9 protein-coding genes are annotated in these 9,555 nt (G+C 31.3%); all 9 read left to right on the top strand.

The window, feature by feature from the left end; genetic code table 11:
- Positions 1-312 precede the first annotated feature (312 nt).
- Positions 313-1,320 carry a 6-bladed beta-propeller gene (locus AT685_RS06305; protein WP_072151989.1) on the top strand — a complete coding sequence of 336 codons (1,008 nt, stop codon included), beginning with the start codon at positions 313-315 and terminating at the stop codon, positions 1,318-1,320.
- 71 nt (positions 1,321-1,391) lie between these two features.
- Positions 1,392-1,910 carry a hypothetical protein gene (locus AT685_RS06300; RefSeq protein ID WP_143713157.1) on the top strand — a complete coding sequence of 173 codons (519 nt, stop codon included), beginning with the start codon at positions 1,392-1,394 and terminating at the stop codon, positions 1,908-1,910.
- 441 nt (positions 1,911-2,351) lie between these two features.
- Positions 2,352-3,302, top strand: coding sequence for an NHL repeat-containing protein (locus AT685_RS06290; RefSeq protein ID WP_143713795.1), 951 nt, complete (start codon positions 2,352-2,354; stop codon positions 3,300-3,302).
- A 203-nt stretch (positions 3,303-3,505) separates the two neighbouring features.
- A complete protein-coding gene (locus AT685_RS06280) occupies positions 3,506-4,417 on the top strand; it encodes a hypothetical protein (RefSeq protein ID WP_072151984.1) in 912 nt (303 codons plus the stop codon).
- Positions 4,418-4,420: 3 nt separating this feature from the next.
- Positions 4,421-5,008, top strand: a complete 588-nt coding sequence (locus tag AT685_RS06275) for a hypothetical protein (RefSeq protein ID WP_072151983.1) — start codon at positions 4,421-4,423, stop codon at positions 5,006-5,008.
- Between the two features lie 2 nt (positions 5,009-5,010).
- Positions 5,011-6,138 carry a 6-bladed beta-propeller gene (locus tag AT685_RS06270; protein ID WP_072151982.1) on the top strand — a complete coding sequence of 376 codons (1,128 nt, stop codon included), beginning with the start codon at positions 5,011-5,013 and terminating at the stop codon, positions 6,136-6,138.
- Positions 6,139-6,400: 262 nt separating this feature from the next.
- A complete protein-coding gene (locus AT685_RS06265) occupies positions 6,401-6,844 on the top strand; it encodes a MauE/DoxX family redox-associated membrane protein (protein ID WP_072151981.1) in 444 nt (147 codons plus the stop codon).
- A 416-nt stretch (positions 6,845-7,260) separates the two neighbouring features.
- Complete coding sequence (locus AT685_RS06260; protein ID WP_143713155.1) at positions 7,261-8,160, top strand: NHL repeat-containing protein; 900 nt, start codon at positions 7,261-7,263, stop codon at positions 8,158-8,160.
- A gap of 477 nt (positions 8,161-8,637) precedes the next feature.
- A partial coding sequence (locus AT685_RS06255) for a 6-bladed beta-propeller (protein WP_159420494.1) occupies positions 8,638-9,555 on the top strand: 918 nt, incomplete at its 3' end.

Genomic DNA, 9,555 nt, shown 5'->3' with positions numbered 1-9,555 from the left:
TTAATTTTTATTCTAGGGTCTTTTCTATAATGTTTTGAAGATAATAATAGATGTTTTTATTATAGCCGTTTGATATTGCTCTACCGGCGCTCTGTTTTTGTGGTTTGGGTCGCGGAGGATGTCAGAGTTGCAGGTGTGTTAAGGGAGGATATTCATGTAGTGTGGGTGAGTGGTGGAACTGTTGTGTGCAAGGAGATTGCTAATTGTAGGTAGAGAACAACGAAAAATTAAATAGGTATTACCATGCGAAAGCGATTTCATATACTACTAATAATTCCAATTATTTTGATTTGTATATCTTTGGTTTTCTTGTTGGTTAAGCGGAACCAAACTCTAAAACCACAATTTTATAAAATTTCGTTTGATGAGATCTTTGAGAAAGTTGGGGAAGTCCAGTTATCATCGGAGGTGTTATTAACAGGTCCTGTTGTTGGTCAAGCGGTTCAGGTGAGAATGTTACCTAATGAAACAATCGTTATACTTGATCAATACGGAGATGATGTTTTTTTGTTTTCCAAGGATGGTAAATTTATAAAAAAATTAGGGTCAAAGGGAGAAGGACCAGGTGAATATAGAAGTCCAACGAGGCTACAGGTAGATAAATCTGGGAATATCTATGTTTTTGATGCGAGTTCTTATAAGATTATTGTTTATGATAGCGTTGGGAAATTCATTAGAAGTTTTCAAATTCGCGGGTATCCCTCTAGATTATTTTCAGGATCAAATAAGTTATATATTCAGAAGTTTGAACCGGGAGATGGGAATACAATTGATGTATATGATTTCAGGGGTGAGCATTTAAAATCGTTTTCACCTCTACCTAAGGAATATGAGGAGGTGTTAATTCATGTTTCTTCTGCTGGTGGGATTGTTGTTGATAATGGGGATAATCTGTATCAAATTCTTCCGACGAATTTTAATATATTTAAGTTTTCAAGTGAAGGAAAGTTGGTAAAAAAGTTTGGAAATGTACCCAAGTATTATAAAGGTTTTGAGAAAGGGTTGCGAAATATAGAGAGGAGAACATTGCAAAGGTTAATTTATGAAAAAACGATGATATATGATCTTTTCTTTCTTGAACCAAATTTAATAATCGTTCAGCTTATAAATCATGATGTAAATAGAACACCGATTATGTATTTAGAGATATATACCACGGAGGGTCAGCACATTGGTGGAAACATAAGTGTTCAAAATTTGATTGCTTTCACTTATAGAGATAAAGTTGGTTTTATTGTTCCTTCAGAAAGTGAAAATACAAATCCGAAAATAGCTCTTTACAGTTTGAAATGGAACAAAAGGGAAAATATGCAAAAATAATTCATCTGTATTTAATTATTTTTCTTCTTATTTTGCTGAATATATTTCAGGTTATTCGCAATTTGGTTTTAGTGAAGCAGATAGATAAGGCTATTGAGGTAAATAAAATTCTTGAAGGGTTATTTGAGAATAATGAGATGGAGTGGGAGTTTTCGGGGAAGAAATTAGATAACCTTAGGTTAGTTGAGATTAAAAGTTTAAAGGAAACGAGTTTATATTCAGAGGCTCAAAGAAGCGAAAGGGTAATAGTTATGTTTATTTCGCAGGAAAGTTGTTTAAACTGCATAAGAGATGAGATAGATGAACTTAATTCAATATCAAATTTAGAAAACTCTAAAATTTTAGGGATTGTAATGGTTAAAGGTTTTGGTTTGGATAGCGCTGTTTTCGTTGATAACATTAAGAGAATATCTTCAAAATTTCCGATTTTTATTCTCTTGGATAAAAATTTTTTCATATATGATATTTTTAGAACTTGTATTGTGGTTGTGAATGAAAATAAGGAGATATTTTTAACATATATACCTGTGTCAGGTGATAAAACAAAGAGATATAGTTTTTACAAATTGTTAAAGCACCTTTTCAAATAAATTACTGCTTGTTTTAGGGTTGTGGATGTTTTGGCAGGTTTATTAAGAGGGAGGTTGGATTAACTATGTTTGTTGAGAATTTATCCCTTGTTTTGTTTTTAACATTGGTAAGTTTAAAAAACAAAAAGGAGGGATAAGAAATGAGATATTTAACTGATATTGTGTTAATAAGCGATATTTTAAATTTTACTAACATTGCATTGGCATGGGGAGATATTTGTGAAGATAGAGCTGGGTGTATTGGTTGTCCTCCAGGTAATTGCTGGGTATGTGCAAGCATAGGTGATATTGTATGTTACAAGCCCGCCCCTTATCCGGTTTAAATTTTTAAAATATATTCAAACGGATATGAAACATTTACGGCTTGTTTTACTTATTCTGTTATTTGTTGTTTCTATTTCAATTTTATGTTTGCGATACACGAAGATTAGCAAGGCAAATATGCAGTTGCATTCTATAAAGTTTAACCATGAGGTAAAAACTCAGAAGAAAAAAGGTAGGGTTTGGAGGGAACTTAAATTAGGTGATAGTATAACATCATTTAAATTTTGGGGTGGAGTTAGAATTGATGTTAATAATAATGTTTATTGTTGGGATTATGATTATAAACTTAGTAAATTTTCACCGACCGGGGAATTGCTTGTAAAAATAGGTGAGGGAAAAGGTAAAGGTCCTGGTGAATTTACGCTTCCAATGGATATGGATATAGATAAAAGCGGAAGGGTTTGGATTTACGATGCAGGGCTTGGGTTAATCCAAATTTTTGATAGAAATGGGAGATTGTACAAATTGTTAAGAATTCAAAGTATGGCATCTAAATTAAGGGTGTTAGATGGAGGTAGATTTGTAATTCTGAAAGCGGTTCCGTTTGATTGCTTTTTTGAACTATATGATACAAATGGAGTTTTAATAAGAAAATTTGGTTGCGATTTGATAGATCAACAGTCAAGGTTTCCTATCGCTTTTACCGGTGATATTGAGGTTTATAATGGGAATTTATTCTTAACCTTTCATTATTTTGGTTTTCTTATTTGCTATGATGTTTATAATTTTAATTTAAAATATGTCATTGAAACCCTTGATAAAAACGTTTTTCCGAGAGTTTTTACTTTTGGTAAAGGCAGAGAAGGAGGGATGAAAATTGCGGAAGATAGTGATATTGCATCGTTTGATGTAAGAGTTTTTGATGGGAAGATTTTAATAAGGAGCGGGTCAGGTCTTAAGAGGAGAGAAACAGTTATGGATTTTTATTCTGCACAGGATGGCGAATATTTATTCTCCTATCGGATTCAAAAGCATGGGTTTATATATAGGGATTTTTTCTATGAGATAAGAGATACAATTATTGTCAAATGGCGGTTTTACGATGGTGGTCAATTTAAAAATAAATAAAAGGAGGGATGAAAAATGAAAGTAAAAATGTTAATAGCAGCATTATTATTATCTATGTTGATAATTTTAGCATTTGAACTTATCACCCCGATTTTTTTAAAAGCCGAACAAAGCGGGAACCCATGTTCCGCTATAATGTGTGCCACTCCAAGTGGTGTGAGAGTTGTATGCGTTGACTTTTACAGAGGTGCATTTTTGTGCAGATGTACAGATTGTTAAAAATATCATCCTTTATAATAATATCGTTTCTTTTACACCAGAAGGACTATAGAGATTATTTTGAATTTGTTAATGAGATTACGATAAGATCAATAAAGATGCCAGTAATAATTCATCCGGGGTATTTTGCTATTATAAATGATGCAATAATTATATCTTACCCCAATTATGGTGTTTTCATGCTTGACACAAATGGAGTTATAATTAAAAAACTTTTTGACTCCTCTGGTCCAATTTGTGTTTCTGAGAAAGACAGCAGTATCTATTGCTGGGATGTTATATCACATCATTTAGTTAATGTGAAGATAGAAGGAAAATTTATAAAGCAAAGACAGTGGTCGGTGCCGTTTCAATATGTTTGGCAAATGCAAGGTTTTAAAGATTATATTTATCTTTCACTCTTTTACTTTAACGAGGGTATTCGTGATACATTAGTTCCAGCATTTGTGAAATTTGATCCCAAAAGCAATACTTGGGATGAGATATTGAGAGTAAAGCTAAAACCAGGCGAAGGTGTCACTGGATTATTTAGAGTTACCTCTGATGGGGTTATTTATTTTTCATTTGAAGATAAAATAGTTAAAATTACTCCCGATGGTAAAATAACCGACTTTGTAATGATAAAGAAGCAGCCTGAATATTATGTTTTAAGTTTTAACATTATTGAATCAAAAAATAAAATCATACTTGAAAAAAGCAACAGATATCGCCACAAAAAAGTTGATATAATTGATCTCAAGACTGCTCAAATAGTTGCTCATGATTTAAAAATGCCCTATTCGCTTATTATGGGCACCTATTTAGATAAAGTTTACATCATTGTTGATGAAATGGTTAAAACTAAATTAAATCAAAATTGTAGAATAGGGGTGTTTAAATTAAAAAGTGGACAATAGGCAATGAAAACTGAACGCGGTTTATTCATACTGACATTAGTTATAATAAGTTTCTACTTTTTATTCAGAATTTCCTATTTGCAGAAATTGGTTAATGAAAGTGAAAAAAAATTAAATGAATTGGAACGGTATTTAAAACTTGATACATCACTTATTGGCAAAAAATTGGAATTAAAAAATAATTTTAGAGATTATTACGGTAAAATATGGACATCTGCGGGTTTTAAGGATTATTCATTTATTTGTTTTATTTTAATTGTAGGTGGATGCCGTTCTTGTTTTGAAGATGAGATTGATATCTGGAGTAAATTATTTTATGATTTTTACAAGCTCCGGAGAGGGGTGATAGCTGTTAATGTTGGATTAAGGGATGATCTCATGCTCTATCTTTTAAAGGCGGGGCAGATACCCTTTCCTGTTTTAAGAGATAATGGCGAGTTTAGAGAATTTATCAAAAATCTTAATGGTTATGAAGTAATTGCTATTCTTGTGGATTCTAATTTAAGGGTGATAAAGGTGCATTTTTCAGAACGAGGTAAGATAGAAAAAACATTATATTTTGTTAAGTATATAACAAACTTTAATTTTTAGAAATGAAAATCACCTTCGGAACGAATACCTTGAGGATATTTAATTTGATAATTGTTTTATCTCTCGTTATGCTTTTTTCTTATTTACTTTTTACGGTTGCTCGTAAAATCATCACTGAGGATTTAGGGGATTTACCATACTCTATGTATGAATCTAAATTCATTGATGTAGAAAATCTCAAAAAAGCTAAAAAATTTGGTGAACTTTTTGCCATAAAAGATTCAATAATATTTAAAGATCAGGTTATTGGCTCAGTAAATCAGTTTATTAAATTACCAAATGGAAATTATTTAATAAGCGATGGGATAACAAGGGAAATTTATATTTTTAACTCTAAAGGTGAGTTCTTGAGGAGGCTGGGGAACAAGGGCAGTGGACCTGGCGAGTTTCTATATCCGATAGATGTTAAATTTAATGATAAAGATGGACTTATTTATGTTTTGGATATAAAATTATCACGGGTTTCTGCATATGATACTACGGGCAAATATCAGTTTAGTTTTAATATTAGAAGAAGGGGGGAACATATGATTTTGGTATCAGAGAGGTTATATGTATATGGTGCCGGGTATATCCAAGAAGATATGGTTTCCTGTTTTAATTCAAAAAACGGCAAATTATTATTTACATTTTGTGAGTCGAGCGATTTTATTAAATCAATTAAAATGCCTATATCTGGTAAGGTTGGTGGATGTGTTCTTTACAAAAATAGAATTTTTTTAATTCATCCATATGAGTATGTTATTCGGATATTTAATCTGAGCGGGGAAAAGCTCAAAGATATAAAGGTAAATTCAAGTTTATATAGATATCCTAAATTAACGCCCGATTCATTTATTGACATTTCTACTTTTACTCCGATACTTTCACCAGTTTTAAATTTGGGTGATATATTTTTCATAATTATTCAGATACCGGACGAGCAAAAAACAAAGAATTATCTGGAGATATTTTATTTACCTGAAGAAAAAGTTTTAACCTCATTTAACTTAGATGGAATGTATCCGATTTTTATTGATCGTGAGGGATATGTTTATTTTTCGTATCAACCCTTGGGAGATAAGCCCTATGAATTACCCAATCCTGTGATATATATTTGCGAGTTTATCCCATTGAAAGTAAAGCGTTGAGTTGTGGACCTAATTTAAATTGGGCATTTCACCGTTAGAGTTTAAAAGAAAGTTGGATGAGAATTTTGGAGTTAAGGAAAAATTGGTTCAGGATTATTTGAAAATTTTATGGGGGGGGTGAAGGGTTGGTGTGAGGGTAAGGTGTAAAAATTTTCCGTAAAGAATTTCCGTAAATTTTTTCCGTAAAAATTTTCCCTCTTTTCTTGACAAAAAATTTTTGATGATTTAAATTTTGAGTGAGAAAATAACTTTGGCTTGGTTTATGATTGCTAAGTTTTTAAAAATATTAGACAGGTTAGATGAAACGAAGATTATTTCATATTTTTTGAGTTTGGTTTTTATAAGTGCCGGAATAAGTAAGATTTTAGATATAGATGTTTTCAGAAGCGTGTTAATCAGTGTTGATAAGTCGCTTGAGATTTTAACATTTCCGATAGTATTTTTGGAGATATGGATTGGTGTTGGATTGATTTTTGAAGGCAGTATGAGGATTTCAATTATTGTTGGTTTTATCATGCTTTTAATTTTTACAGGTTTTATTTTTTATGAGTATTTGATTGGTTCAACTTCGGAATGTGGTTGTGGTGTGCTATTTATGAGAGGGAAAGTTAATCTGTTACATTTAATTCAAAATTTTATATTGATTTTCCTTTCTTTAATTGTTTTGGTTAATTTAACAAAAAACAAAGGGAGGGGGTTAAAGTGAGAAAATTAAAGAAAATAGCAATTATCGTTTTTATGGTTATTTCTATCGGGTTAGCTTTTTTAAGTGAATCTTATGCTAGAGAAGGATGCAGGGAGGGAATAATATGTAGCGATGTTGGTTGTGAGGGTGGTAATACGGGTTGTGCGATAATTCCCTGTAATGGCTATCCGATTTTGTGCCTTAGACCTTGATAAAACGGTTGTTAAATTCACGCCCTGCTTGGGGATTAAATAAAAAAGTTTTATACTGGCATGAATCTTAAAATTTGGTTATTTATTTTAGTTTTTGGGTTAGTTATTAGTTTTACTTTTTCATTCTTGGTGAGGGAATTTAATAATGAGCATCGGAATATTTTGACCTTTCAATCTAATAAGTATTGTAAAGAGCAAAAGATAAAGAATAGAATATTTAAGGAAGTGATTGTAAAAAGAGTATTTAGAACCAGTGATTCTCTATTTTCACCTGTTAAGTTAAAGTTAGACAAGAGAAATTTATATCTTTATTTGCTTGATAGAGGGGATTTAAAGATAAAAAAGTTTTCTTTATCTGGGAAATTTATAGGCTCATATGGTAGGGGTAGGGGTAAAGGTCCAGGGGAATTTTTAAACCCAGTGGATTTTGTTGTTGATAATGATTTAAGGGTATGGATTAATGATCCATATACTGGTATTGTTACAGCACTTGGAGATGATAATTCAATTAAGCGAAGTTTTAGACCTAAGAATATGTCCATGCAAATATGTTTAACAGGGGAGAAAATTATACTGTATCGGGCAATCCCAATTGAATATTTATTTGATGTTTATGATATATCGGGTAATTATTTATATTCCTTGGGCGAGAAGATTTTTCCGGAGAATTCCAATTCAGTTGAATTTTCTTTGCTTGCTGGAATAAGCGATGTGTGTTCTGATCAAAAATTTTTATATTGTGCGTTTCAAAGATTAAATTGTTTTCTTGCGATTGATATTGAGAAAGGAGCATTAAAATATTTAATGAGGACAATTGATGATATCAAGTTGCCAGAAGTTAAAGTTATAGAAACTAAAAGTGGACCGATATATAAAGTTGGGGAAGATAAAGAATTATCATCTTTAGGTATGAATTTGGTTGGGGATAAGATATATATAACGAGTGGTAAGAATTTAAAGGTTGAGGATTCAACGACATTTATAGATGTTTATTCATCTATGACGGGTGAGTATTTATATTCGTTTAAGATCCCTGAGAAATTTAAATACGGATATTTTGATGGTAGATATTATTATGGGGTTAGTGACACATCAATTTCAAAGTGGGAGGTAATGTTTAAGTGAGAGTAAATTGGTTTTAGATTCTGGCGTGATATCGGAGTATAAAAATTTTCCCCTTTTCTTGACAAAAAATTTTGATGATTTAAATTTTGAGTGAGAAAAAAATTTGGTTTGATTTATGATTATTAAATTGAGTTTAGTTTTAAGAATCGTAATTGGGTTTATTTTCGTTGTTTCAGGATTTGGAATAGGATGACATCGGTTTAGATTTTGGCTGATTAGTGTTAATTTGTAATTAGTATTATATTTGCTCTTGAAGTTATTCAAAAGCTCAAACTACGCCAAGGCGGACGTGGATGGAGAATCTTGGAACATGTCAACCGCCTGCTCAAAATTGTTTTGATGATATCATTATTGAGCCTCCGCAGTAATTTGGTAATTTTAGGTTGTGGGTTTGTTTCCTTGCTTTCTTGTGTTAAACAAGTTTAGGCTCAGTTATATATGAAGCTTAAATTTGGATTATTAATAGTGTTATTGTTAGTGTCATGCAAGAAAGGGGGTGAAACCAAAGTTTATAATTTTACTTTGCCTAATAAGATTTGTGAATTAAAGAGGGTCTCTGAAATTTTAATAAAGGAAACGAAAGATAAATTTATAAGTGAGATTTTATTTGTAAGGGTAAAGTTTGGGAAGATTTTCATTTCTGATAGACTTCAACATATTATAGTTGTTTTAAATAAAAAGGGTGATATAGAAAAATTCATTGGTAGGAGGGGAAGTGGTCCAGGTGAAATTAAGGAAATAATGGATTTTGATATTGATGACAATGGTCTAATTTATATTTTTGATATGGGGAATATGAGATTTTCTGTGTTTGATACGATGGGGAATTTTATAAATTCATTTAAATTACGTTCAAATTTGGTGGGTCCAATTAGAAGTATCAGGGTTCATGATGGCAAAATTTGTGTTGGAATAATTGAACCTATGTATTTCAATGAATCAGAGATATATAAATCAAAATTAGTTGCAGTTATTGATACCCAAGGCAATGTGCTTAAACTGTTTGGAGTTTCTGATGAGATATTTAAGAAATTCAAAGTTTATTATACACATATTCTTATAGCATTTGATAAGTTTGGTAATATCTACACATCGCAGGTGAGAGGAACATATAGAATTTACAAATATGATAGGAATTATAATTTGGTAAAGGTTTTTGGAACTCAAGGCAAATTTAGACCAATAAAGGAGGATATGCCTTGGAATCTTCCTATTCCGAAGATAAACGAATTAGCGTTAAAATTTTCATATGCAATTTCTATTCATGTTATAGATACTCTTGTTTATTTTCAATTCGCTGATTTGAGCCTTGAGGGGATAAAGAGAAGGAATCCGTTTTATCATCATTATTATTTGAAGGTTTATGATATTGATGGGAATTATATTCAATCGGAC

Source organism: Candidatus Kryptobacter tengchongensis, from assembly GCF_001458555.1.
GTDB lineage: Bacteria > Bacteroidota > Ignavibacteria > Kryptoniales > Kryptoniaceae > Kryptonium > Kryptonium tengchongense.
Note: the sequence above shows the minus strand (reverse complement) of the source record. Positions and strands in the feature narration are given on the sequence as shown.

What these genes read in the sequence shown, in the direction of transcription:
- AT685_RS06290 (WP_143713795.1), top strand. Translation starts at nt 2,352, where the DNA reads ATGCAGTTGCATTCTATAAAGTTTAACCATGAGGTAAAAACTCAGAAG.
- AT685_RS06280 (WP_072151984.1), top strand. Translation starts at nt 3,506, where the DNA reads ATGTACAGATTGTTAAAAATATCATCCTTTATAATAATATCGTTTCTT.
- AT685_RS06275 (WP_072151983.1), top strand. Translation starts at nt 4,421, where the DNA reads ATGAAAACTGAACGCGGTTTATTCATACTGACATTAGTTATAATAAGT.
- AT685_RS06270 (WP_072151982.1), top strand. Translation starts at nt 5,011, where the DNA reads ATGAAAATCACCTTCGGAACGAATACCTTGAGGATATTTAATTTGATA.
- AT685_RS06265 (WP_072151981.1), top strand. Translation starts at nt 6,401, where the DNA reads ATGATTGCTAAGTTTTTAAAAATATTAGACAGGTTAGATGAAACGAAG.